This is a genomic window from Shimazuella sp. NTD247 (genome assembly GCF_059510415.1).
In genome coordinates this window covers 100202-126609 of sequence record NZ_JCAJZU010000005.1, presented here as the reverse complement: position 1 = coordinate 126609, position 26408 = coordinate 100202, and the positions used below count along the sequence as shown (strand labels likewise).

The following is a 26408-nucleotide window of genomic DNA, read 5'->3' as shown; positions in this document are numbered from 1 at the left end:
TTGGCAATATCCTTGGGTTTTTTCTAATTCTATACGAATCACATACGATTTTGTTATAATAAAGCTTATTTTACAAACGGAGCGAAGACATAATATGCGTTTACGAAGAAACCCCAATGCGATTAAATTACTGACCACACATGCCCTAAGTGTTAACGAATACACCGAACAAAGAGGAAATTGGGAAAATCTTTTTGCAAATTCCCATCCGATTTATGTTGAACTCGGCACAGGAAAAGGGCAGTTTTTAGCCAAAGCTTCCAGCCTATATCCAGAAATCAACTGGATTGGTGTAGAAAAAATCCAAGAACCTCTCCTGCTTGCGGCCCGCAAAGGAGAAGAGACTGGGAATACCAATATCCGATACCTTTGGATGGATATTACCAAACTGGAAGAAGCTTTTGCTCCTGGCGAAGTAGACCGGTTTTATCTTCATTTTAGCGATCCATGGCCAAAAGCTAGACATTACAAACGTCGACTAGCTTACCGTGATTTTTTAAATTCTTATAAAAAGCTGTTATCTAAATCAGGAGATTTAATTTTAAAAACAGACAGCGACAGCTTATTCGCATTCTCTATAGAAGAACTTGAAATTGCCGGCTGGACAATTCTCGAACAAAGCACTGATTTACATCATAGTGAGTGGGCAGAAGCAAATATTACAACGGAGTATGAAGAGAAATTTGCAGGACTTGGCATGCCGATTTATTATCTGCGCGCAGTCCCGAATCACAATAATTGATTGAATGGAACTAGCCTTCCTATGTCGGCTAGTTTTCTTTTATTTATTACAAATTTCTTCCAACTTTATTTTACATACATGTGAATCTATTATTGAATAAATCAGAATAATTGTATATACTGTAGTTTGTTAAGATCACTCAAACCCTACAGAAAGAAATTATCATGGGTAAGAAGCTGAATCTTGCTGACCAGCTCTATCCGGATTCCGCTGAGATGTGGGAGATCATTACAGATATTGGTGACAAGATTACCAAAGTGAATCCTCCGAACGAGTACCTCCAGTCCATCTACTTCTCCGTCAAGGGGAAGACTTATCGAATGGGTGTGGACACTAATATGGTGTCTGTCTATATGGAAAATTACCATGGCGAGATTCCAAAGAAGATGGTAGGATTTATTCCTGGGTCTGGGCCTTCAGACAGTTCCGACTTCCGTGTGCTGAAGGTAGGCCAGACGGGAACTCTCAAACTCGATGGAATTCAGTTTGCTACAGTCAAGCGTTTGAAGTAACATAGTAATCACCAAGTATTTCGGGATAGCTTGGAGTTATCCCGGAATACCCAAATCATCATCCATCTAATAAAAATTTTGTTTCTTTTACATATACTTTTCCTCTTATTTTTAACCCTTCATTTCTCCATAAATGCAATAACTTCAGCAAAATAAGGGTTTATATCACAATAGAGTAAAAAACAGACTAGCCTTCATTTATAGGATGATCTGTTTTTTTACTTTCGCATATATATTTATTTCTTTCGCATTTCACCTAAAACTGGATCGAATTTTTAATCTGAATAATGCTATTAAACAAGAAGGGACATCAGCAAATAAAGGAATCCTCTTGTTTTTCGCACTTATACCATGTATAATACTTTTTTGTATGGCTCTAGCATTCTCCCTCCGATGGGAATATGAGGATAGCACGCAAAGGATAGGTGAAGGGATCACCCTCACTGGTTCGCCCTATTCTATGATAGGTACCTGCTCTTACCGCCGCTATCCGGATGAGTATGGTAAGCATCAAGCGGATCAGCCCCTGTCATTTGCAGAAAAACGCAAATGAAAAGGAGTTTTACAATATGGCACGTTATACTGGCCCAACTTGGAAATTGAGCCGTCGTCTTGGTATTTCTTTATCCGGTACAGGGAAAGAGCTTGCTCGTCGCCCTTATGCACCAGGACAACACGGTCCAAACCAACGCAAAAAATTGAGTGAGTATGGTATTCAGCTTCAAGAGAAACAAAAACTACGTTTGATGTATGGCATGAACGAAAAACAATTCCGTAACTTGTTTGTTCGTTCTGGCAAAATGAAAGGGATTCACGGGGAAAACTTTATGAAGCTGCTCGAATCCCGTTTGGACAACCTCGTATATCGTCTTGGTCTTGCTCGTACTCGCGCGCAAGCTCGTCAATTGGTTGTTCACGGCCACATCACAGTAAATGGGAAAAAAGTGGACCGTCCAGCTTACCATGTAGCACTTGGTGACATTATCAGTCTTCGTGAAAAAAGCCGTAACCTCACCATTGTGAAAGAAGCTTTGGAAGATCGTTCTTTTACACCTGAATATGTTTCTTTTGATGCGAACAAATTGGAAGGTACTTTTAACCGTCTTCCTGATCGTTCTGAGTTACCATCTGAAATTAACGAAACCCTTATCGTTGAGTTCTACTCTCGTTAATTAGCTTCTAAAAAAACTTCCCATTACTGGGGAGTTTTTTTATTTTATTATCACTTTGAACTTATTGCGGGTATATATTTCATAATATTCAGGATAAAACCTCCTTTATGAAAGTTTGACTAGACCCATTAAATAGTGTTTGTTAGTATATAATCATATCCATATAGTGATTGGAGCATCATGACAATTCTATGTCTAACCAAAGAGCAATATAAAAACTGGAGATATCCAGAAGTAGTGGCATTCATGGAACTTACAAAAGACCTCGAATGCGTGCTTTGGGATTTTGATATCCCTATTGCCCACATGTTTGCTGGTCTGCCTGCGCCTTCGGTTGCCCAGTTTCTAAGAGACTACCTATGGGAACGAGGACTAGATCAGGCTGAAGATCGTACAGACAATGATCCTCATGCGATTTATCGAAGAGGAAAAAAGTTTTATAAAGATCACCGGGATACTTATTTTGATCTCGAAAAACTGCTGACAGAAAAAGAATGTGAAGCAGCACGGGTATCCACGGCTACTCCAGACGCAAACGAAGTGATTGCTGCACTAGACAAAAAGGGTGTTCAGCAAGCAATTGTGACGAACAACTCACCCCTAGCCGTGGCAATTTACTTGAAAAATGCAGGGTTGGCTCATTTCTTCCATGGAGATATTTTCGGACGAGACGAACCTTACCCTGGACATCTCAAGCCAAGTCCATATTTGATTGTGAAAGCAATGGATCTGCTTCAAGTATCTCCAGAAAATACCCTGATGATCGGGGATTCTGTTACTGACTTCTTTGCAGCTAGAAGTGCTAATGTTCGCTTTCTTGGCTTCACCCGGACACCAGATAAAGGTGCATTGCTGTATGAAGCTGGAGCTGAGATTGTAGTTAGTTCCTATAAACCATGGCTGCAACTGCTGCCACTGGTAACACTGGCTTGGCATTCTTAAATAGAAATTAAGCGAAAAAAGAGCCTTCCTTTGACAATTTTTCAAAGGAAGGCTCCAAAATATCTCCTCTAACGCCCCTTTGTTTCACTTATGACTAAAATACATTCCTTGAAAACCAAATTTTCCACACAACCCTCTTTTCGCTGTTCATTTTCCGTTCATAAAACTAAATTAAAATAAAAGAATCAACTCGTTGGAGGGAACAGTGTGACACAAAAAGAAAGACCGCCAAAATCCAAAATGCAATGGAAAAAATTTTTGGATTTGATTCAATTTCAAAAACTACCGAAATCGTTAATAGCACTTGTATTCGGTTTATCTTTATTTTCCACGATAGCAGGTTTGGTCGTTCCTTGGTTCACCAAAGATGCAGTAAATGTAATGACGACTAGCCATTTAACTATTACTACCATCTCGCTGCTCATCGGTGCAATCTTGATACAAGCGGTACTATCCAGTTTTGCAACCTACAACTTAGCATACCTCGGAGGAATGGTAGTAGCCAATTTACGAAAAAAAATATGGGCAAAAACATTATCTTTACCCATCCCATACTTTGATAAAAACCAATCTGGTGAAACGGTGAGTCGTATCAATAATGACACAACGATCATTCGTGACCTCATCTCCACTCAGCTGGTATCGATGTTTAGCGGGGTGATCTCCCTTGTAGGTTCCCTTTGTATTTTGTTTTACCTCGATTGGTCGATGACACTTGTTATGCTGATTGCCGTACCAATTATGGTTTTTGTGATGCGACCAATCGGCATGAAAATGAGAGGAATATCCAAAGGAATTCAAGAAAAAACGGCAACTTTCACTAGTCTATTGACACAAGTAATTTCGGAAATCCGCCTTGTCAAAGCATATGTAGCAGAACCTGTGGAACAAAAGCAAGGAGAAAAAGAAATCGATAACTTATTTCAATATGGATTAAAAGAATCACGCCTGACCTCGATTTTACAACCGTTATCCGGACTCATCATGATGTCCATTCTCGTGTTGATTATTGGATATGGCGGGATGCGTGTTGCTTCTGGAGAACTAACGGCAGGAGAATTGGTAGCCTTCATCCTCTACCTCTTTCAAATCCTCATGCCTGTTACCATGATGACCCAATTTTTTGTCGGGTTACAAAAAGCGATGGGTGCAACCGAACGAATTTCGGAAATATTAGATTATGAAACTGAGGCACAAGTAACGTCTGATCAAGTGGTTTCTGTTGAACCAAACCAACCAATATATGTTGAAAATGTCTCCTTTGCTTATGAAGGGAAAGATACTATTCTGCACAACCTAAACTTTACGATCCAGTCAGGCAAAGTGACCGCATTGGTTGGACCGAGCGGAAGTGGGAAAACAACTTTCTTTTCATTAGTAGAACGTTTCTATGCTCCTACTAGCGGCGTGATCCGTCTAGGAGAAAATTCCATCCATGAATTTTCATTAAGAGATTGGCGAAAAACGATCAGCTATGTATCCCAAGAAAGCCCGCTTTTAGCTGGAACCATTCGCGATAACATATGTTATGCAATGGACAGAGAAGTTACCGAAGAAGAACTGCTTCGTGCTGCAAAACTGGCTTATGCAGATGAATTTATTCTGGAACTGCCAGAAGGTTTTGAGACAGAAGTCGGAGAACGCGGAATCAAGCTCTCCGGAGGACAACGGCAAAGAATTGCCATTGCTCGAGCAATCTTGCATGATCCTAAAATTCTTATGCTCGATGAAGCTACATCAAACCTGGATTCAGCATCGGAACAAGTCGTCCAAGAAGCACTCCAAAACTTGATGAAAGACCGGACAACGCTAGTCATCGCCCATCGTCTTTCAACAGTTGTTGATGCCGATCAGATAGTAGTTTTAGAAAAAGGAGTATTGACCGGAACAGGGACACATGAAGAATTGCTTCAAAGCAATGTGCTCTATCAACAATTGGTACAACAACAGTTTAAGGTAGAATTAGCAGGATAAGTAGAATAAAATTATTTATACAATCCTTTCCTACTCCTTGAGGAGTACACAATGGACACCACTTTTGGTGAGTTTACACTTCGCAATTTTCATCAAAAGATCAATCTAGCGGAGAAAAACCAGACAGGAGTTGTGTTTCGAGCCCTTTCCTTGGGAAAGTTGGTAGACATCCAAGGACCAGATGGCTTGCATGCCACTTGCTTTCTAGCTCATATTGTTGGGGAAACAGGTTATTATGGACTGAAAAAAGTAAGCCTTCTGCAGCATGGAGTGATTGGAAATATTAACCGAGCAGAGTCTGTCAAATACTTCCCAGAACGAAAAGAATATGAAATTCATCTAGGGGAGAAGAAAAACTTTTCTGTGAACGGGATAAAAGTGGAAGCACCACGGAAAACAAAATGGATTGTCTACCAGGTAGATAATCGGTGGGTGTGGGAAAGGACTATTTAGTTTTTAGAAAGATCCCTAGTCTTCCTGTAAGATTAGGGATCAAAATAAATTTATAGGTATCTAGTGAAAAGAAACAATATTGACAACTCCATACGGCTAAAGCCGTTGGATTCTTGGGACGATAGCCTCATGACTATTTCATTACCAAGCTAACCCCGTGCGCCCCACGGTTTATGTTTGTTGATTTCTTCTTTGCCGCGAGCAAACTTGGTTTTCGTCTGTCACGACTATACATATATCACCATAGGAATGTTTGTTTGTAAACTTGCTTTTTTCCAAAGATTGAACTAGTGAAGGAAAATTCCTTACCCTCGTTCAACGCTCGCTTTCATCCCACGATTTAAACCGTTGGTTTTCTCGCTCGCAATGTTATAATTATAATGAAAGTGCAACTGATTCTCTGTGAGAAAGGAACTTCATGTCGATCGAGGTTCGCCGTGAAGAGAAGGCCGGCTACACTGTTTCAAACTTCACGAAAAAGTTCGAAACGGAAGGTACCGTTTATCGTGCGGTAGTTGGAGAATTTCTCCAAATCAAGGGACACTTTGTAGAAGCGTCTTCCTTCAACGCCCAGATCAATGATGATGGCATCCTCCACTTGGTTGATGTAGAGTCTTTCGATCATCCTGTGCTCAGTGACGTGTACGGTGCCACAGTCATCACCTATGATCCAATGAATGAAAAGTTTGATGTCTTCCTTGGTGAAATCGGGGGATTTTACGTAGAAAATGTACACAGGAAAGATGCACTTCCCTTTTCCCGCTGGTTCATTCGGTTCGACAAGAGCAATGAAAAGTGGGTAGCTGAGAAAATTAAGTGAATTTACTCTGATTCAAAGCGATTTATCAACAGCTTTGGATCCCTCCTATCGTCTAGTTATTTGATGGTAGGGGAAAGATAACTACTTCATTTCAATAAATAAAAAAAGTTTACTTTTCGAAGTAAGCTTTTTTTGACTTTTCATGTGGTTAAAGCACTATGAATTCAATGGTTTTTCTCGTTCGCAGTGTTATAATAAACGTACATCACAACCCCTCCCAGAAAGAGTTACCCATGTCGGAAAAAAACTTTGGCGACTACAAGGTACGGAACTTCAAGGAAATCGAAGACCACTTCGGTGGTGGAACCATTGTAAGGGCACTCGGTACTAGCAAACACATTCTGGTCACTGGTCCTAGGAAGCTGAAAGCAGAAGCTTACAGTGGACGATTCTTCGAGGAACGTAATGGTTCCTTGCATCTGGTTTCCGTCAAGGAATTCAAGAATGAAGTGTTTCATGTATGCAATGCTGCCATCGTCACCTACTGCCCTGAAACGGACGAATACTTCGTTTCCATCGGTGACACGGACGTGTTCACTGTCGGCGGAAAGCAGGTGGAAATGGAAGAGTACTACCCTTCATGGGTGATCAAGAAGATCAAGGGGAAATGGCGTGCACAGCGCTATGTGAATGACTAGGATAAGAGTAGTCTCTCTGATCCTCTCCCAACTTACAATAAAGTAGGGTGGGAGTCGAAAATAATACTTTCCATAGATCCAAAAAACTTGTCAATTTAGTCGGCAGGTTTTTTTATTTCTACTGACAGCAGATGTCAGTAGAGACAAGTTAAAATAATACTAACAAAACAAGCAAACACCAGAGGAGACATGATAAAAATGCAAATCAAACCTTTTCAAATTCAAATCAAAGCTGCCCAATGGAGCGATCTGCAAGAACGAATCAACAAAACCGTATGGCCAAGTGAACTGGAAGATTCCAACTGGGGATATGGCCCTACTTTAAAATATGTAAAAGACTTAGTACATTATTTGCAGACAGACTACGATTGGAACAAACAAGAAGCAAACATCAATCGCTATGACCAATTCACAACAGAAATTGATGGACAAAACATCCACTTTTTGCATGTCAAATCGATTGAAAAAAAGGCAACGCCTCTATTGCTTATCCATGGATGGCCAGGTTCTTTTGTTGAATTTCTAAAAGTAATCGATCCATTGACTAACCCTGTTGCACATGGCGGAACTCCAGAAGATGCATTTGATCTGGTTATTCCTTCTCTTCCTGGGTTTGGATTTTCAGGACCAACAAAAGAAAAAGGCTGGAACAATGAACGTATTGCAAAAGCTTTGATCGAATTGATGGATCGTTTGGGATATGAAAAGTTTGGTGTCCAAGGTGGAGATGCGGGAGCAATAATCGGACCTGAAATTACTCGTATCGCACCCGGGAAAGTAATTGGTCTGCATGTCAATGCTGCGACAATGGGTTTTATTCCAATGGGACCTGTGGAACCAAGTGAATTGGAAACTCTCACTGAACTTGAAAAGACAAGATTGCAACGATTGCAACGGTTTATGTCAGAACAATTTGGATTTAATTTTATTCATTCCCATCGCCCTCAAACCTTAGCATATGGAATATCAGATTCACCAGTTGGATTATTGACTTGGATCAGTGAACTTTTCACTAGTTTTGGAGATACCCCGGACGCAGTTGATCGCGATTCGTTTTTAACTAACTTTTTGATCTACTGGTTTACTGGTACTGCATCATCATCAATCCGCCTTTATTATGAAAACGCACATGATCCAAATGCATGGACACCAAAAGAAAAATCAAATGTCCCAACTGCTGTGGCAGCATTTAAAGAAGATGTGGCAATACGCAGATTTGGTGAACAAGCACATAACATTGTTCGTTGGACAGACTATGATCAAGGCGGACATTATGCAGTACTGGAAATACCGGAAATATGGAGAAAAGATGTAGCTGCCTTCTTCCAGGATCTTCGATCCCAATAATAGTCAAAAAGAGCGAAAACTATCGCTCTTTTTCATCATTTGACAACTCCATACGGCTAAAGCCGTTGGATTCTTGGGACGATAGCCTCATAACTATTTCATGACCAAGCTAACCCCGTGCGCCCCACGGTTTATGTTTGTTGATTTCTTCTTTGCCGCGAGCAAACTTGGTTTTCATCTGTCACAGCTATACATATATTACCACGGGAATATATGTTCATAAACTTGCTTTTTCCAAAGGTTGAACTAGTGAAGGAAAATTTTTTACTCTTGTTCAACGCTCGCTTTCATCCCACGATTTAAACCGTTGGTTTTCTCGCTCGCAATGTTATAATAATCGTAACTGCATACCTTCCTTTGAAAGGAACAGCAATGGCTGTTATGGAAGAGACTGTCGCCGGTTACGATGTTTTCGGATTCGAGGAGAAGCTCACCAGCAACAAGTCCGACAAGTCCGTCGGATTCACCGCTCCCAAGTATGTCCCTCCGACTGGCGAGGAAATGCTGGTTGGGATCGAAGAGTTCGGCGTCGTGGCACTGGTTCGCGGCAATGCATCTGCCAATGGAAAGTCGTCCATCCAGAACGGCGCGCGAATCAACGATAAGACCGATGACCCGGAACTGACCGGCTACGTGCACTTCCTGGGAGTTACGGAGTTTGTCCACCCGAACTTCTGGGTAAATTCACCTGGTACCAACCTGTCTTTCTACCCGATGAGGGATAAGATTTGTTTCGCTCTGGGTGAATCGGGAGTCTTCTACCTCAACGGCGAACGTATCGAGCAGCGACCTTACAGTTGCTGGATTGTCTCTCGCGATGAGAATGGGCACTGGGCCTATCGTCCAAACCATCCTGTCTCTGCTGATTGACAATCACCTCGGAAGGTATGGTAGGTTTTCTCCTGTCCTGCTAGATCGCAGGACAGGAGACCGAAGAAAAATAAATTTTATTTCATAGATGCAAAAAGAACCCATATCAACTAGAATTGATATGGGTTCTTGCTTTAGATCTAAGATAACTCTGCTAGAAAATACTTTTTCTTCCCTCGGCGAATGACAAAATATTTTTCATCGATCGCTTGCAGCGTATTTACTAAAACGCTCGTGTCTGTTACTCTTTCATCGTTAACAGTAATAGCGCCGTTTTGCATAAATTCACGGGCTTCCCGTTTGGACTTTGCTGCTCCTACTTGAATCAATACATCGATAAGCGGCAATTCGCTACTTTCAATAGATGCAGATGGTACATCCTGAAATCCTTCTGCAATCTCAGAAGAAGTAAGCGAACTCACTTTTCCTTGGAAAAGGGCAGCGGTGATATTTTGTGCGCTGACGAGTGCCTCTTCTCCATGCACTAATTTTGTCATTTCTTCTGCTAGTGCACGCTGTGCTTGACGTTGTTCTGGTGCGGTTCTGACAGCTTGCGCTAATGTTTCAATTCGTTCCTTGGGCAGAAAGGTAAAATATTTGAGATATTTGATAACATCTGCATCATCGGTATTTAACCAAAACTGATAGAATAAATATGGAGAGGTCTTCTCTCTATCTAACCAAACTGCACCACCTTCGGTTTTTCCAAACTTGGTTCCATCACTTTTGGTTACCAATGGAATGGTTAATCCAAATAGCTCGTCAGACTTACTTCCTGTTCTACGGATTAATTCCGTTCCAGCAGTGATATTACCCCATTGATCACTGCCGCCGACTTGTAGTTCGCAGCCAAATCGACGGTGCAGTTCCAAGTAATCATACGATTGGAGAATCATGTAACTAAACTCTGTAAAAGAAATTCCTTTTTCCAGTCGTGAATTTACCGATTCTTTTGCTAACATGTAATTAAGAGAGAAATGCTTTCCTATATCTCGTAAAAAAGAGATGAGATCTAACTCTCCTAACCATTCATAGTTATTAGCAATGAGCGCAGGATTGTCACTCTTATCAAAATCAAGAAAACGTGAAAGCTGGGAACGAATTTGGTTGGAATAACCTTCTACTACCTCTTCGGTGTTTAAGGTTCTCTCAGCTGCTTTTCCGCTGGGATCGCCGATGAGCCCTGTTCCTCCTCCAACCAATGCAATGGGCTGATGACCATACTGTTGAAATCTACGCAACATCAATATTGGGAGCAAATGTCCAATATGCAAACTATCTGCGGTGGGATCAAAACCACAGTAGAGGACAATTGGTCCTTGTTCCAATCGTTGTTCGAGCTTTTGTTGATCTGTACTTTGATAGATAAGTCCACGATAAGCTAGATCTTCTAGTAAACGCATGTATTGGCACTCCTTTTGCTTTATAAAGTTTTATTTCCTGTTTAGAGAGGGATTTTGTGAAATGGCTTGCTTTTTTATAAACAACTCTGTAATAGGAATTGCTTCACCACGTTGATATTTTTTGGTGAGCATCAATTTGGACAATGCATCTGCAAGTGTTACTTTTTTTTCTCGTGTCATGTTGACTGCTCCTTTTTAGGAGGCCTTCTTTTGTAAAAATAATTATGTTAGTGCTGATCAGGGCACAAATAGAAAAACTCCGTCCCTAAAAAGGGACGGAGCTATGCCCGCGGTACCACCCTTGTTGAAAACAAAAAAAGTTCTCCACTCGAATAAGATATAACGGTTCAACCGTGCGTCTAAAAACGCAAAAGCTTCCTAAGTGTAATTTCAACCTATGTGTTCGACTGGTTCACACCAAACAAAACAATCTTAAAGTTTTGTACCACCAGCTCTCTGAACGATACAAACATAGGACTACTCGCTTAGTTCAACGCTTTTGTTTATCAAATTATGTAACAATATTACCCTATCGTCAGGGAGGTATCAAGGTGAATCTACCAAATTGGCTAAAAAAACCTCAAATCAACAGCCGAAAAATGCTGCGTTGGACCATACGTATTTTTGCTGGTCTTATTATTGCTGCTCTGACCATTTCAGCTGTTGTGCTTGGTGCTGGTGCAGGTATTGTTTCCGCAGTAGTAAAAGATGAAAAAGTCAGAACGAAACAAGATTTCGATAAAGAGTTAAACAATTTATTTCAAACCAGTTATGCTTACTTTCAAAACAAAGATACAAATGGAAAACCCGTTGCAATCGGAGCACTACGATTTGATAACGATCGCGGAATGATAAAAACCGTAAAAGACGTGAGTCCTTACCTTGTAAATGCATTTATTTCAGTAGAAGATCGTGACTTCTATACGCACAAGGGCGTAGTGCCTCGTTCCATTTTGAGAGCAGCTTTCCAACAAGCTATCGGCAGCGAAGTTACCACAGGCGGCAGCACCTTAACTCAGCAGTTAGTAAAAAATATTGTCCTCAAAAACCGGACAAAGGACATCGAACGAAAAGCAAACGAAATTGTCTTGGCACTGCGTATGGAACAAATGTATTCCAAAGATGAAATATTGGTCTATTATATGAACAGCGTCTTCTTTGGAAAAGGTGCAAATGGTCGAAAAATGTATGGAGTTCAAGCCGCAGCCAAAGGATTATTCAATAAAACGCCAAAAGAATTAAATCTTGCACAAGCAGCATACATAGCTGGCATGGTTCAACGGCCAAACGCATTAAACCCACTGGATGAAGATCCTAAAAACTATAAACGTGGAATGAAACGTTTAAAATTAGTATTAACCGAAATGCTTCAAAATAAAAAAATAACACAAAAACAATACAACGAAGCTCTGCACTTTGACATCAAAAAATCGTTAGCAAAACCAAGTGATTTTAATAACGGTTATGAAAAATATCCATTTATCATGTTCGCAATGGAAGATGAAGCTGCTGAAACATTAATGGAGATGGACAATCTCAATGTAGAGCAGCTGAGCAAAGAAGGAAAATATCGTTCTACCCTTGAAGAATACAAGAAAAAAGCTGTTACAGGCGGTTATCGGTTTTATACTACAATCGATGAAGGATTGTACAACGCTGTTAATAAAGCTGCTACAGAAGGATTGGAATACACCGACCGTACATATGGCGGAAAAACGTCGCATGAACAATTAGGTGCAACAATTATCAACAATAAAACTGGCGCAGTGTTGGCTTTTGTGTCAGGGACAGAGTCATTTGAAGACAACCAAAAGGATCATGCACTTCAAGTACCCAGGCAACCTGGCTCGTCGATCAAACCTTTACTTGTATATGGTCCAGCGATTGAGGAAGGTATCGTTTCACCTCATTCACAAATATTAGATGAACCAATCATGAAGAGTGATGGATCTGGTTATTACAAAAACAGCAATGGAAATTACAAAGGATTTGTAACGGTTCAAGAAGCTTTGAAATGGTCATACAATATCCCGGCAATTAAAACATTTAATGCTTTGGGTCATCAAAAAGGATTCAACTATTTAAAAGAACTAAATCTCCCGCCATCACCAAAAGATGGAGAAGCAGCAGCTATTGGAGGAGCCACCAACGGATATACAGTTGAAAAAATGACAGCCGCCTTTGCAACTTTTGCAAATCAAGGGCTGTATAACAAACCATATATGATCTCCAAAGTAACCGACGCAGATGGAAAAGTATTATTTGAACGCAAAAACAATACACGGCGAGTATTTTCCCCACAGACTGCTTATCAAGTAACTGGTATGTTAAAAACAGTCTTGGATGGTACAGCATCTTATATTGGTTCACGCTTGCCTTCTGGTTACGAAGTTGCTGGAAAAACCGGAACTACCTCTGATGAAAAGGACTTATGGTTTATCGGTTACACACCTGAAGTCACCATTGGAGTTTGGAGTGGTTATGATTACAACTTCCCAATGGAAGGTGACGATAAATTTTCAAAAAAAGCTTGGATAAATATTTTTAAAGCAGCAGTGGAACAAAGTCCAGACATCATCCCGAAAGGAACAGACTTTGATAATCCAGGAGATATTGGACCCGAAAAATGCGGTTTTGAATGCGGTAAAAAAAGAAGTTATGAACAAGCAACAAAAAACAAAGAGAAAAAAGAAAAGAAACAAGGCAAAAAACATTCATTGGGCAACAAACCATCTACTGAGCCATCAACCCCACCACCCAATAAAGATGAAGATGGAGATAAACCACCTTCAAACAATAATGGCAATGGCAGTGGCAGTGGAGATGGCGGGAACGATGGGAATAACAATGGCGGAACTGGTTCTGGAGGAAATGAAACTTCCAATGGAGGGACCGGTGGCAATGGTTCCAATAATGGAGGAAATACCACGAACGGAAGCAATGGTGCACCAACTGATGGCGGTAAGACTTCCCCTGATTTAAATGCATAAAAGCCTCTAGGGGCTTTTTCTTTTTTTAGAAAAATATTCCTTCGAAAAGTCAACATTGTCACAAGAAATCTATAAGCTTAATTATAACTACCTGTGTTATAATTCGTACATATGAGGAGGGGAAATCGGTCAAATGCAAGAACAAAACAATATACCAGTGCAAGCCAAGAAACGAAGCAAATTACAGATACTCTTGGTCACACTTTATGTCATAATAACCCTCGCCTTAGTTGCAGCAGTAGGTGTACTAGGTGTTGGGGCTGGAATGGTGTCAGCCTATACGAAAGACGAGAAAATACGTACCAAGAAAGATTTTGATGAATCACTAAATGGCTGGTCTGAAACCAGTTATGCATACTTCCGTGATGCAACTACAGGCAAGCCAAAATTAATTGGAGCGATGCACAACGAGAAAGACCGTGTTTTAGTTCGTAAATTATCTGATGTTAATCAAAAATTACTAGATGCATTGGTATCTACAGAAGACAGAGAATTTTATTCTCATAACGGAATCGTACCTTCGTCTATTTTGCGAGCAGCTTTGCAGCAAGTTACTGGAAGTGAAGTGACTACAGGTGGTAGTACCCTTACCCAACAGTTGGTTAAAAATGAAATCTTAGGAGATCAACACAAGTCATTTGAACGTAAAGCCCTAGAAATAGTAAACGCACTTCGATTGGAACATTATTATTCGAAAGAAGAAATTTTTGTAAGTTATCTTAACAGTGTTTATTTTGGGAAAGGTGCAAATGGTAAACACATGTATGGTGTGATGGCAGCTGCAAGAGGGCTATTCAACAAAGATGCGAAAGATTTAACACTTTCAGAAGCTGCCTATATTGGCGGAATGGCGCAGCGCCCAAATGCATACAATCCTTTCTCCACCAATGATCCAAAAAAACAAAAAGAAAATATTAAATTAGGTCAAAAGCGGATGAAACTTGTTTTAGATAACATGGTTATCAATGGTAAAATCACAGCAGAACAGCGTGATGAGGCCGCGAAATACGACATCACGAAATCTTTTGCTAAACCAAGTGATTTCAAAAACGCATATACTACTTACCCATTCGTTATCTCTGCAATTGAAAGCGAAGCAATTAAAACCCTGCAAGCAATGGATAAAAAGTATCATCCAGAAGATGCAAAAGAAAGACCTTATAAATATTACAGTGACAAAGTACGAGTCGGCGGATTAAAAATTTACTCCACTGTCGATCAAGCATTGTATGATAACATGAATAAATCAGTAGAAGGCATCGACTTCCCGCGCCGCAAAATCAATGGCAGAATGGTTCGAGAACAAATCGGTGCTGTAATGGTGGAAAATAAAACTGGATCTGTTCTTTCTTTCTTCGCAGGAACGGACTTTAGTGAAAATCAAAAAGACCATGCTTTCGATGCACAAAACCAGCCTGGTTCTTCGATGAAGCCGCTCCTCTCGTATGGACCTGGCATTAATGAAGGTGTCATCTCACCAAATTCAATCATTGTCGATGAAGCAATCAAAAAAGAGTACAGCTCTGTTTATTATAAAAATGATGGCGGAAACTATCATGGAGCTGTAACTGCAACAAAAGCACTACAATTCTCTTATAATATACCAGCAATAAAAGTCTTTCGTGCAACAGCTGACAAGCTTGGTGGAAAACAAAAAGTATTTGATTACATACGTGCTATGGGTATGCCACCAGATAAAAAAGATGGAGAAGCCTTGGTACTAGGTGGTGCAACATATGGTTATACCGTTGAGCAAATGACTGGTGCTTATGCTATGATTGCAAACCACGGAAAGTTTAATAAGCCACACTTGATTTCCAAAATTACTGATTCACAGGGACATGTTCTCTATGACTATGCAAAAGAAAATCAAGAAAAAGAAATTTTCACTCCCGAAACTGCTTACAAATTGACTGGAATGTTAAAACAAGTAGTAAGAAGTGGTACAGCAGAAGGCTTTATCGGACAAATCGGCGGATATAACATCGCAGGTAAAACTGGAACCACCTCCAGTCAGTATGACCTCTGGTTTGTTGGATACACCCCAGAAGTTTCAATGGGTGTATGGTCTGGATATGACTACAACAAAAAAGGTGATCATGATTTAGCGAAAACTGCTTGGGTAAAACTATTTAAAGCAGCAGCTGCAACGAATCCACAACTCATTCCAAAAGGAACAGATTTTCAAGACCCAGGCGGATCATCAGACGACAAATGCTTTGAATGTAACCGACAGGCACCTGCACAGCCAGAAAATAATGGATCAAATGATCAACAGCAACAAAACCAACAAAATACCGGTATTGTACCGCAGAAAAATGAAACAGCTGACAAACAGGAAAAAGAAAAAAAAGATACAAATAATAACGAACCAAAACAAAATGATGGACAATTATTTCCCAGCACTTGGGACAAAAAAAAAGAAAATGAATCTGCTGAAAACACCAAAAAAACCGAAACATCCTAATTCGAAACCCTCACTTCTAAAGAAGTGAGGGTTTATTTCATCCCCAATATTTCCCTCAAAAAAGAAAGCACTATCATTTCATTTATGTAGAATTCCGTTTTGTTTCTTATGTTATAATCCATATGACAGGAGGACAGTAGGAGTATGCGGGCAGAAAAACCAAAGAAAAAAATATGGAAGATTGTATTTGTTACCCTTTCTATTCTTATCACACTTATTCTAGTGGTAGCCGTTGCTGTAATTGGTGTCGGTGCAGGAGTCATGTCTGCTTATACCAAAAATGAAAAAATACGGACAAAGAAAGATTACGATGAACTGTTAAATGGATGGTCAGAAACGAGTTATGCTTATTTCCAAGATGCCAGTACTGGTAACCCAAAATTAATCGGAGCGATGCATTCGGAGAAAGATCGTATTTTGGTACGCAAACTATCCGATGTCAGCCCATATTTAATAAATGCGTTGTTATCTACGGAAGATAGACAGTTTTATACCCATAACGGGATTGTACCCACTGCTATTATGCGGGCTGCGCTTCAGCAAGTAACTGGAAGCGAAGTAACAACTGGCGGAAGTACAATTACGCAGCAACTAGTAAAAAATGAAGTACTCGGTAACAGACATCAAACTTTGGATCGAAAAGCAAATGAAATCGCAAACGCACTTCGTTTAGAAAGATATTATTCCAAAGATCAAATATTAATCGCTTATCTCAACAGTGTTTATTTTTATAAAGGTGCTAATGGGAAACACATGTATGGTGTAATGGCAGCAGCTCGTGGCTTATTCAATAAAGATGTCAAAGACCTGACATTACCAGAAGCTGCATACATTGCTGGAATGGTTCAACTGCCTATCTCCTACAACCCTTTCTCTGAAAACAAAAAAACAAACATCGAACGCGGTAAAAAACGAATGAAACTTGTATTAAACAATATGGTAGTAAACAAAAAGATTTCAGCTAAGCAGAGGGATGAAGCGTTAAAATACGATATAACAAAATCCTTTGCTAAACCTTCTGATTTCAATAATGCATATACAACTTATCCATTTGTTGTCTCCGCGATTGAAAGTGAAGCCATTAAAGTCTTGCAAGAAATGGATAAAAAACATAATCCTACGGAAGCAAAAGAAAGATCAACAAAATATTATACAGATAAAGTCCGCAGTGGAGGGCTAAAAATATATTCTACAGTCGATCAATCGCTCTATGATAGTATGAATAAATCCGTTGAAGGAATATATTTCCCAAAGAAAAAAATCAATGGAAGAATGGTTCGTGAACAAATCGGGGGAGTAATGGTGGAAAACAAATCTGGTGCTATCCTCTCCTTTTTTGCTGGAACTGACTTTGATGAGAACCAAAAGGATCATGCCTTTGATGCTAAAAATCAACCAGGATCTGCAATGAAACCTCTTTTATCTTATGGTCCAGGTATAAATGAAGGAGTAATTTCCCCAAACTCCATCATTATCGATGAACCAATCAAAAAAGAATATAGTTCTGTTTATTATCGAAATGATGGCGGGAACTATCATGGAGCTGTAACAGCAACGAAAGCTCTGCAGTTTTCTTATAATATACCAGCGATAAAAGTCTTTCGTGCAACATCTGACAAGCTTGGCGGGAAACAAAAAGTATTTGATTACATTCGAGAAATGGGCTTAGAACCAGATGAAAAAGATGGAGAAGCGCTAGTTCTTGGTGGAGCCACCTATGGTTTCACTGTTGCACAAATGACTGGAGGTTATGCTACCATTGCTAATGGTGGGAAATACAACAAACCTCATTTAATCTCCAAAATTACAGATTTGCAAGGAAATGTAATCTATGATTATGCAAAAGAAAATCAAGAAAAACAAGTATTCACTCCCGAGACTGCTTATCAATTGACTGGAATGCTAAAGCAAGTGGTTAGAGGCGGTACAGCAGAGAGTTTTATCGGGCGAATTGGCGGTTATAATATTGCAGGAAAAACGGGCACAACTTCCAGTCAGTATGATTTATGGTTTGTTGGCTATACACCGGAAGTCACAATGGGTGTCTGGTCTGGCTATGATTATAATAAAAAAGGTGATCATGACCTCGCCAAAACAGCTTGGATGAAAATGTTTAAAGCAGCAGCCAAAACCAATCCATCACTAATTCCCAAAGGAACAGATTTTCAAGATCCCGGGGGTTCAACGGAAGATGAGTGCTTTGAATGCTCGAAACAACAGAATAATAATGAAAATCAAAACAACAATAATCAACAGCAAAATACAAATCCCTTTAACTTACCGGATTTAAATCAGTTACTGCCAGGTAAGTCTGACGATGAAACCAATAGTAATCAAAATTAAATACTTTTCCATTAAATGAAACTCACTTTGCTTTTAGAGCAGTGAGTTTTTCTTTTATTTCTAATAAATAGGTGTAAAAACTAGATGAAATAACCATTCCAAATCTTCCACATTCCCATAATATATCAAAAATAAACAGTTACTTTCTATAAAGGATGTGGGTAATTATGAGCAGAAGAATCAAGGCTCATTTAAGAAAACCATTTTACAAAAAAAAGCCTATCCCCAAAAAGATAAAGCACATTGATAAATTATATGTATCCATTGAATTAGCAAATAAATTATCATCAAAAAACCTTCCTATCACCGTTAAATTAAAAGATAGTGATGGAGAAAAAGAATTAACATTGGCAATGCTTGATGAAGATAAAAAATATGCTGGCCGGATTTCTGATGATGACGACGATGATGATGATGACGACGATGATGACGATGATGATGACGACGATGACGATGATGACGATGACGATGATGACGATGATGATGACGATGACGATGATGACGATGATGACGATGATGACGACGATGATGATGACGATGATGATGATGATGACGATGATGACGATGATGACGATGATGACGATGATGACGATGATGACGATGATGATGACGATGATGACGATGACGATGATGACGATGACGATGATGATGACGATGATGACGATGATGACGATGATGATGACGACGATGATGACGATGATCAAGTTAACACTGTTCCTCAAAATGAAAAAGCTGATAATATCGAGAATCATATACCTAGAAGAAGAAAAAGAAGAAGATTGCGCCAGTTACCAAGAAAAAGCCGCGGAATACAGAAAAAACTTAATGGAAAAAGACATACACGCAGACGATAAGAACTTTATAAGCCATTCAAATCATAAAAAAGCCACTGCATATGAGCAAATGGCTTTTTTCCTTTACATAAGGGTCATCGCGATGCTCGGTTGATCTTTCCCTAATGAAATTTCTCTATTCAATTTCATTTTGCTAGTCTTCCAATGTAGATAAATCACCTGTTGGCAGTCCCAATTCCCAAGCTTTTAATACCCGCCTCATGATTTTCCCACTACGTGTCTTTGGCAATTTATCTCTAAATTCAATTTCACGTGGTGCAGCATGAGCGGCTAAACCACTCTTTACAAATACTGCAATCTCCTGTTTTAATTCTTCTGAAGGAGTAAAACCATCACGCAATGCGATAAACGCCTTAATAATCTGTCCTCTAAGTTCATCTGGTTTTCCAATAACACCAGCTTCTGCTACCGCTGGATGTTCTACTAATTTACTCTCTACTTCAAATGGGCCAACACGCTCTCCAGATGTATTGATAACATCATCGTCGCGCCCCTGAAACCAAAAATATCCATCTTCATCTTGATAAGCAGTATCCCCTGACAAATACCATCCAGGAATCCGGAAGTATTCATTATATTTGTCAGGATTTTTCCAGATCGAGCGCATCATCGATGGCCATGGAGTTTTTACAGCCAAATTTCCCATTGTATTTTGGGGAAGCTCAACTCCATTATCATCAATAATTGCTGCGTGGACTCCAGGTATTGGTCTCCCCATGGATCCGGGACGAATTTCCATTTGAGGATAGTTTGCAATCGTAATAGCTCCAGTTTCGGTCATCCACCATGTATCGTGAATTCTCTTATTATATACTTGCATTCCCCAACGAATTACTTCTGGATTCAGTGGTTCTCCAACACTCATTATGTGACGAACTTTACTGAGGTCGTATTTTTTCACAACATCATCGCCAGCGGCCATCAACATACGAAAAGCAGTGGGAGCACTATACCAAACTGTCACTTGATTGCTCTCTAGCGTCTGATACCAATCATCCGGGCTAAAACGTCCACCTCGAATGACATTCGTCACTCCATGAAGCCAAGGTGCAAAAATTCCATAAGAAGTTCCAGTTACCCATCCTGGATCAGCAGTACACCAGTATATATCATCTTTTTGCAGATCAAGTACCCATTTCCCTGTTTGGTAATGTTGAACCATTGCATGATGGACGTGCAGTACACCTTTTGGTTTCCCTGTAGAGCCAGAAGTATAATGAATAATCATTGGGTCTTCTAAATCTACCCATTCTATAGAGAAATCGGATGATTCACTGGTCATAGCCTTTTCAAATGAGTAATGACCCAATGCAGAATTATCTTCGCCACCTACTAAAATAATTTTTTTCAAATGAGGCAGTTTATCCACTGGTACCCGTTTCAACAGCTGAGGTGTAGTAACTAGTGCCACCGCTTCACTATTATCCAGACGATCTTGTACAGCGGCGGTCATAAAGGCCTCAAAAAGAGGTCCTACTACTGCACCAATTTTTAATATTCCAAAGAAACTAAAATAAAACTCTGGTGTACGTGGTAAAAAAACAAAAACACGGTCCCCTTTTGCAATATGTAAGCGGTTTAAAAAATTAGCAAAGCGATTTGAATTTTGTTTTAAAGATTGATACGTAATATTTTCTTTTCGATCAGGATCACTATAGGCAAGTGCGATTTTATTTGCTTTTCCTTCATCCACATGTCGATCCACACATTCGTAGGCGACATTTACCTTTCCTGTATGATGCCATGAAAATTCTTTATCTACATCGGCCCATTGAAAGGATTTTTTAGTTGCTTCATAATCCTCAAGATTATTGTTTGTTGTTAATGGTTTAATTGATGTAAGTTGTTTCAAAAAAATCGCCTCCTTACACCTATGATAAATGAAAAACCAGCTTCTATCCAGATGTAAGAATTAGAAGCTGGCTTTTTTGATTAGTGATGTTTTGGTTCAAAGGTATGACAGTCTGTTTCCTCTGTGTTGCGAGCCCTCTCTTCTTCTGCATGGCTCACTACATAGATTTTATCAGCTTCACATAAGTTACCTTTACCCCAGTAAGTACAACTGTTTACTTCACACATCACGTTATCCGGCATCAACGACACCTCCTCATCGATTATTGAGTGGCTTTCTTGCTTGTTGATGCAAAATCTATGCTAAACGAGACTGGCTCGTAATCATTAAGCTTCCCCGATTTGGTGGATTTGATGTAACATAGATGTTACCAATTGGCAGGAACGGACTGCTGCCAGCTCCGTAAATTTTACAAAATCAACGGGCGCCTCATGATCTGCACGGTCAGACATAGATCGGATAACAACATAAGGTGTATTGGTGAAGTGACATACATGAGCTACAGCCGCACCTTCCATCTCTACACATTCTCCTGTAAGCTCTTCATGTAAGTATTTTACAATGGCAGCATCAGATATGAATTGATCACCAGAAAGTACTTTTCCAGTACGAACCGAAATCGAATCTAATTCTGTTGCTGCAGTTAAGGCAATTTCGACAAGTTTGGAGTCTGCTGGATATTCTGATATTGATTGAAAAGGAACAGTTCCACGAGGGAATCCAAGTGTACTAGCATCCAAATCATGTTCCTGACAAGAAGTGGAAATAATCATATCTCCAATATTTAAATCAGGATGAAGTGCCCCTGCAACACCAATAAATATAATCGATGTAACCTGAAAATCACGGATCAGTGTTTGACAGGAAATCGATGCATTTACTTTCCCTACACCTGATTTTGTGATGACAACAGGGACATTAGCTAGTTTTCCGGAAATGAAAGAATTACCATATATCTCTTTGGATTTTGTATTATCCATTTTTAATAACAACTGTTCGATTTCAACATCCATTGCCCCCATAATACCGATCATAGGGAAGCTCCTTCAGTTGTTACAAGCGGCTTAGTAGAGCTTCGTAACTTCAATGAATGCGGTAAAGTCACTTGCCCTGTTTGTATCTCTTCCCCATGCATATATTTTGTTAATAAACGCATTGCTACAGCTCCCAAATCATACATAGGAACATCCACTGTACTTAACAGAGGACGAACTTGGGAAGCGACCGGGATGTTATTATAACCAATGACTTCAATATCTTCTGGTACTTTTTTGCCATTATCCAAAATAGCATGTAAGGCTCCTACCGCCATTTCATCACTTAGGACAACAACAGAAGTTGGAATATCCGATAACCCAAGTAAAGTAGACATTGCTTGATATCCGGAATCATAACGGTAATCCCCAATTCGAATTAAACGTTCATCAAAATCAATTTTATGCTCTTCTAATGCTTGTCGATAACCCAGATATCTAGGATAACCTTTTACCATATCCGTTAGTGGCCCACCGATTAAAGCAATATTTTTATGTCCACTTTGGATAAAGTGAACAGTTGCATCATAAGCTGCTTCCTGTTGGTCGATTCCAACAGCAGGTAATGAATTATCTTCCACTTTTGTAGCTACTAAAACGACTGGAACGTTCGTATGATCATAAATCCGGCGATGTTCTTCGCTTACATTTCCACCAAGAAAAAGCAGTCCATCTACTTGTTTTTCTAACAATGTTTCAATCAGTTGTGTTTCTCTCTCTTGTTGTAGATCAGAGTTACACAGTATGATGTTATAACGATACATCGTTGCAATATCTTCTATTCCGCGTGTAACTTCCGAGTAAAAAGCATTGGAAATATCAGGAATGACGACACCGACTGTTTTTGTCTTTTTACTAGCTAGTCCACGTGCCACAGCATTTGGACGATATCCTAATTCTTCAATCACATTAAGAACTTTTTTACGTGTTGCCGGTTTTACATTGGAGTTTCCATTTACAACTCGCGAAACCGTTGCCATGGAAACACCTGCAACACGGGCAACATCATAAATTGTAATAGTCTCTTTCTTTTTCTCCATGTTCCTGACCTCTTTACTATAGAAGTATCATATGTAGTATAACAAATTGCAGAAAAAAAAGACCTAATGCAGCTATTTTTTGAATGGATTTTTGTAATAACAATCATTGCCAAATTCAAAAAATAGCCACATATGGTCTGTTTTTTTATTTTTGTGCCATTAACTGCAGGACATATGGAAGTGTATCCCCCATAATGCTGGTCCATGCATCTGGAGATCCGCGATTTATCCAAATAACACATTGTGTCGGTGCTAATGCTTTAAACAATTTTTTAGTAGAAATGAGTCTTGGAACCATTTTCGGTAAATTTTCATTACGTCGGTGTGCCTCATCAATCAATGTTTGAGCATATGCTTCAGATGTAAAGAAATCGGCAATTTGATTTTCATCTTGGCTTGCCAAAATTACCATTTTTCCTTCCATATCAACAATGACCCATATACGTCTTAGATCAGCCAATGCTCTACATACTTCCCAACCGTTTGCCATCCCCTGGCCTTCATTCGTAGCTGTTTCCAAGACACGTAACCCATATTCGACATCTTCTGGTATGAAAGTAGAGCTTTTTTCTGGCAAAGGCGGCTCCACCTTTTCAGATTCAATTACTTCTTTGACTGGTGCTTCTTCTTTTATAACGGCTTGTTGTGAATGATTGGTAACAATTTTCTCAGATTCATTATCTAAAACTTCTTCTTTTTGATCTTCTTTACTATTTTGCTGATTATTCGCAGAATCTGCTTTATTCTCCGATTGGAAAAATAAACTTGCTTGAGGAATTTGTTCTGCAAATCCATCGTCATCGTCATCCCAAGGATTATCAAAAGCGGAAAATGTATTTTGCGTAACTGTTTTTTCTTCTTGTTTCTCTTCTTTTTGTACTGGTTTCTGGTTTTGTTCTTCCTTTGGTGTAATGGCTTTTTCTTCAGTAGATTCCAGTTTTTCTAACGGTTTTTGTTCAACTGCCGTTTCAGGTTTTATTAGCTTGTGTTCAACCGCTGGAACTTCATCTATAACTGGTGTTTGTTCTTCCATTAATTCTGATGTTGCAGACTCTTCTTCATTTGATTTCACTATTTCATTGGCTTTAAGAATATTAGGTTCATCTATTATTTTTTCGTTTGTAGCTGTTTGACTAGTATTGCCTGCTTGTTGCTGTATTTTTTCTGCCATTGGTATATATGTATCATCCGTCTTTCGATCATGTCCAAAAGTCAAAGGTTCCTCTCCAGCAAAAGCAGCTTCCCAATCTTCTTCATCGGAGGGTTCCTCCACATGTGCAACCTTTTCTTCTTGATCTGTATCTTGATCATTATTCATTAACTCTGGTAATTTCGAACCTTCTTCACTTGGAATCGGGATATCAGGTGCATCAGGAATAAAGGAATACGAGTTGGTTGTTTGCTCTACAAACCCCGTTTTGGAACCATTTTTAATTTCCTCTACTTGACTTGGATTGAGCAAAAATGCTTCTGGTAAACCAAAGTTGACATATAACGTTTTCGAACCAAGTCGATCCAAATATTGAAATATTTTTTCCCAGCTTACTGGTGTAGCAACACCACCACTTTTTTCTGCACTTTTTCCTGCATCTTCTTCACTAGTATAAATAGCAATGGTTGAAAAACCGGGCTGATAAGCTCCTTTTAATACAGATGAGCCAGCACGTATTACCCAAACCGTCGATTGTTTGGAGAACATATGAATACAATAATAACGAATCCATTCCAATAATTGATGTTGAACAACAAAAAATTTAGAATCCATTCCAGGATTAAACATCAAACCTTCGGCATTGGATCGGTATGCTTTTAATAAAAAAGGAAGAGCTGGTTCAACGGTTACGACCAAATGCTCTGGTTGTTTTACTCGAACGGCCTTCGCTGCTTCTTGATCAGTAAAAGCAACCACATATTTCGCACCCGGCCGATTACTTCTTGCTAACAATGGCTTTTTACCCATTGGTGATTTTTGATATAAAACAGTCAGCTGCAATACGTTCTGAGCAAAATATTGAAACAATTCCTCCGGCTTTACCTGATAACGATTTGCTTTTTCCAGGTATTCTCTCGCACTCACGAACAATCTTCTCCCATCTATCTTTCCTAGTATAGTAGATTAATCATACCAAAAGGTTGTGAGGTAGCCAAACGATAGTATGAAAGAAAACTTGGTATTAGAAAAAATTATGTCATAAATTTTCGAAGTAAATATTTTACAAATAAATACTATGAGCATGTATGTATGTCTGATATATTGACATTAAGAGGTGATAATGACGGGTCAAGAAAATCCAAAAAAATATCCACGACGACTAACAAAAAACGGCAACAGCATGGCGTTTAATATTCCTCCCGAACTAGCGAAAGATTCAAAACCAGGTGATTTGTTTTATATGTATGAAGATAAAAACGGAAACATTGTCATCGAAGAAGCAGAGCCTGCAACAAAAACAAGGAAATATAAATTCGAAGAACTTATGTCTAAGGTAACGAAAGAAAATATGAATAAATTTGACTGGGGTAAGCCAATGGGGAGAGAAACTTGGTGAAGTACATTCCGCAACAAGGCGATGATATTTGGTTAATTTTAATCCACAATCCGGCCATGAACAAGCAGGAAGACGACCTGCACTTGTTTTATCTTCTCGGGAATATAATGGGTTTCTGGGTTTAGCCCAAGTTTGTCCAATTACAAGTAAAGTGAAAGATTATCCCTTTGAAGTTTTACTTCCGGAAAATGTAAAAATTACGGGAGTGGTGTTAGCAGATCAAGCAAAAAGTGTTGACTGGGGAGCGAGAGAGGCTGTTTTTATTGATGAATGCCCAACTGCTACATTGACAGAGGTATTGTCTAAATTACTTGTTGTTATCGACCCCGATGAATTACTTTTATAATTTTCATCTTAAAATCAGCGGGGCTCACTCGTTGTAGCATGAGCGAGCCCCAGCGACAGC

The 26408-nt window shown here is 39.4% G+C and carries 23 protein-coding genes and 1 other annotated feature; of the genes, 16 read left to right on the top strand and 7 right to left on the bottom strand.

Annotation, left to right across the window (positions count from 1 at the left end):
- The first annotated feature begins 94 nt into the window (after positions 1-94).
- The 10 genes from trmB to AC5WOC_RS13690 all read left to right on the top strand — a co-directional run bounded on the left by trmB (position 95) and on the right by AC5WOC_RS13690 (position 9470).
- A complete protein-coding gene (trmB, locus tag AC5WOC_RS13735; RefSeq protein WP_496055973.1) occupies positions 95-742 on the top strand; it encodes a tRNA (guanosine(46)-N7)-methyltransferase TrmB in 648 nt (215 codons plus the stop codon).
- 215 nt (positions 743-957) lie between these two features.
- The gene (locus tag AC5WOC_RS13730) at positions 958-1254 is read left to right on the top strand and encodes a hypothetical protein (RefSeq protein WP_496055972.1); all 297 of its coding nucleotides are present in this window, start codon (positions 958-960) and stop codon (positions 1252-1254) included.
- A 569-nt stretch (positions 1255-1823) separates the two neighbouring features.
- On the top strand, positions 1824-2426 hold the full coding sequence (gene rpsD / locus AC5WOC_RS13725) for a 30S ribosomal protein S4 (protein ID WP_496055971.1): 603 nt from the start codon (positions 1824-1826) through the stop codon (positions 2424-2426).
- Between the two features lie 180 nt (positions 2427-2606).
- Positions 2607-3368 carry an HAD family hydrolase gene (locus AC5WOC_RS13720; protein WP_496055970.1) on the top strand — a complete coding sequence of 254 codons (762 nt, stop codon included), beginning with the start codon at positions 2607-2609 and terminating at the stop codon, positions 3366-3368.
- A gap of 240 nt (positions 3369-3608) precedes the next feature.
- Positions 3609-5342, top strand: coding sequence for an ABC transporter ATP-binding protein (locus tag AC5WOC_RS13715; RefSeq protein WP_496056227.1), 1734 nt, complete (start codon positions 3609-3611; stop codon positions 5340-5342).
- 51 nt (positions 5343-5393) lie between these two features.
- Positions 5394-5795, top strand: a complete 402-nt coding sequence (locus AC5WOC_RS13710; protein WP_496055969.1) for a hypothetical protein — start codon at positions 5394-5396, stop codon at positions 5793-5795.
- A gap of 418 nt (positions 5796-6213) precedes the next feature.
- Complete coding sequence (locus tag AC5WOC_RS13705) at positions 6214-6615, top strand: hypothetical protein (RefSeq protein WP_496055968.1); 402 nt, start codon at positions 6214-6216, stop codon at positions 6613-6615.
- 233 nt (positions 6616-6848) lie between these two features.
- The gene (locus AC5WOC_RS13700; RefSeq protein ID WP_496055967.1) at positions 6849-7253 is read left to right on the top strand and encodes a hypothetical protein; all 405 of its coding nucleotides are present in this window, start codon (positions 6849-6851) and stop codon (positions 7251-7253) included.
- Between the two features lie 198 nt (positions 7254-7451).
- Entirely contained in the window at positions 7452-8600 is a 1149-nt protein-coding gene (locus AC5WOC_RS13695) for an epoxide hydrolase family protein (protein ID WP_496055966.1), read from the top strand.
- A 372-nt stretch (positions 8601-8972) separates the two neighbouring features.
- Entirely contained in the window at positions 8973-9470 is a 498-nt protein-coding gene (locus AC5WOC_RS13690) for a hypothetical protein (protein ID WP_496055965.1), read from the top strand.
- Positions 9471-9610: 140 nt separating this feature from the next.
- Here AC5WOC_RS13690 and tyrS read toward each other — a convergent pair whose 3' ends face one another.
- A complete protein-coding gene (gene tyrS / locus AC5WOC_RS13685) occupies positions 9611-10873 on the bottom strand; it encodes a tyrosine--tRNA ligase (RefSeq protein ID WP_496055964.1) in 1263 nt (420 codons plus the stop codon).
- 30 nt (positions 10874-10903) lie between these two features.
- A complete protein-coding gene (locus AC5WOC_RS13680; protein WP_496055963.1) occupies positions 10904-11053 on the bottom strand; it encodes a hypothetical protein in 150 nt (49 codons plus the stop codon).
- A gap of 88 nt (positions 11054-11141) precedes the next feature.
- Positions 11142-11376, bottom strand: a binding site (T-box leader).
- A gap of 48 nt (positions 11377-11424) precedes the next feature.
- On the opposite strand from AC5WOC_RS13680, the gene AC5WOC_RS13675 reads away from it, so the two are divergent.
- From AC5WOC_RS13675 to AC5WOC_RS13660, 4 genes are all read left to right on the top strand, one after another.
- Complete coding sequence (locus tag AC5WOC_RS13675) at positions 11425-13863, top strand: transglycosylase domain-containing protein (RefSeq protein WP_496055962.1); 2439 nt, start codon at positions 11425-11427, stop codon at positions 13861-13863.
- Positions 13864-13996: 133 nt separating this feature from the next.
- Positions 13997-16330, top strand: coding sequence for a transglycosylase domain-containing protein (locus AC5WOC_RS13670; RefSeq protein WP_496055961.1), 2334 nt, complete (start codon positions 13997-13999; stop codon positions 16328-16330).
- A 144-nt stretch (positions 16331-16474) separates the two neighbouring features.
- Positions 16475-18673, top strand: a complete 2199-nt coding sequence (locus AC5WOC_RS13665) for a transglycosylase domain-containing protein (RefSeq protein WP_496055960.1) — start codon at positions 16475-16477, stop codon at positions 18671-18673.
- 167 nt (positions 18674-18840) lie between these two features.
- Positions 18841-19527: a hypothetical protein gene (locus tag AC5WOC_RS13660; RefSeq protein WP_496055959.1), complete on the top strand. Its 687-nt coding sequence runs from the start codon at positions 18841-18843 to the stop codon at positions 19525-19527.
- Between the two features lie 133 nt (positions 19528-19660).
- On the opposite strand, the gene acsA is transcribed toward AC5WOC_RS13660, so the two are convergent.
- The 5 genes from acsA to AC5WOC_RS13635 form a co-directional block, all read right to left on the bottom strand.
- Entirely contained in the window at positions 19661-21379 is a 1719-nt protein-coding gene (gene acsA, locus AC5WOC_RS13655) for an acetate--CoA ligase (RefSeq protein WP_496055958.1), read from the bottom strand.
- An 80-nt stretch (positions 21380-21459) separates the two neighbouring features.
- A complete protein-coding gene (locus AC5WOC_RS13650) occupies positions 21460-21621 on the bottom strand; it encodes a DUF1540 domain-containing protein (protein ID WP_496055957.1) in 162 nt (53 codons plus the stop codon).
- A gap of 84 nt (positions 21622-21705) precedes the next feature.
- Complete coding sequence (locus tag AC5WOC_RS13645; protein ID WP_496055956.1) at positions 21706-22413, bottom strand: 5'-methylthioadenosine/adenosylhomocysteine nucleosidase; 708 nt, start codon at positions 22411-22413, stop codon at positions 21706-21708.
- Positions 22410-23453 carry a catabolite control protein A gene (gene ccpA / locus AC5WOC_RS13640; protein ID WP_496055955.1) on the bottom strand — a complete coding sequence of 348 codons (1044 nt, stop codon included), beginning with the start codon at positions 23451-23453 and terminating at the stop codon, positions 22410-22412. The genes AC5WOC_RS13645 and ccpA overlap by 4 nt, the downstream gene beginning before the upstream one ends.
- Positions 23454-23598: 145 nt before the next feature.
- Positions 23599-25530: a hypothetical protein gene (locus AC5WOC_RS13635; RefSeq protein WP_496055954.1), complete on the bottom strand. Its 1932-nt coding sequence runs from the start codon at positions 25528-25530 to the stop codon at positions 23599-23601.
- 196 nt (positions 25531-25726) lie between these two features.
- On the opposite strand from AC5WOC_RS13635, the gene AC5WOC_RS13630 reads away from it, so the two are divergent.
- Both AC5WOC_RS13630 and AC5WOC_RS13625 read left to right on the top strand, forming a co-directional pair.
- On the top strand, positions 25727-26002 hold the full coding sequence (locus tag AC5WOC_RS13630; RefSeq protein WP_496055953.1) for an AbrB/MazE/SpoVT family DNA-binding domain-containing protein: 276 nt from the start codon (positions 25727-25729) through the stop codon (positions 26000-26002).
- 28 nt (positions 26003-26030) lie between these two features.
- Positions 26031-26348: a type II toxin-antitoxin system PemK/MazF family toxin gene (locus AC5WOC_RS13625; protein WP_496055952.1), complete on the top strand. Its 318-nt coding sequence runs from the start codon at positions 26031-26033 to the stop codon at positions 26346-26348.
- Positions 26349-26408 lie beyond the last annotated feature (60 nt).